The 276-nt window shown below is 60.1% G+C and carries 1 pseudogene; it reads left to right on the top strand.

Annotated features, from left to right (window positions below):
- A pseudogene (mhpB, locus tag ACNQ0T_RS24195) lies at positions 1–276 on the top strand (2,3-dihydroxyphenylpropionate/2,3-dihydroxicinnamic acid 1,2-dioxygenase); the annotation flags it as partial.

The raw sequence follows: 276 nt of genomic DNA on the forward strand, positions 1-276 counted from the left end.
GATCTTGCCGTTTCTTACTGTATGCAGGTGGACCACGGGTTCGCCCAGTCGCTGGAGTTCCTGCTCGGTGGGCTGGATAAGGTGCCAGTTCTGCCTGTGTTCATCAACGGTGTCGCCACGCCGCTGCCCGGTTTCCAGCGTACCCGCATGTTGGGTGAAGCCATTGGACGTTTCACCAGCACTCTCAATAAACGCGTGCTGTTCCTGGGTTCCGGTGGGCTTTCCCATCAGCCGCCGGTGCCCGAACTGGCGAAAGCCGATGCCCATATGCGCGAC

Origin of the sequence: Enterobacter cloacae complex sp.6700776 (genome assembly GCF_048284255.1) — a bacterium.
GTDB lineage: Bacteria > Pseudomonadota > Gammaproteobacteria > Enterobacterales > Enterobacteriaceae > Enterobacter > Enterobacter intestinihominis.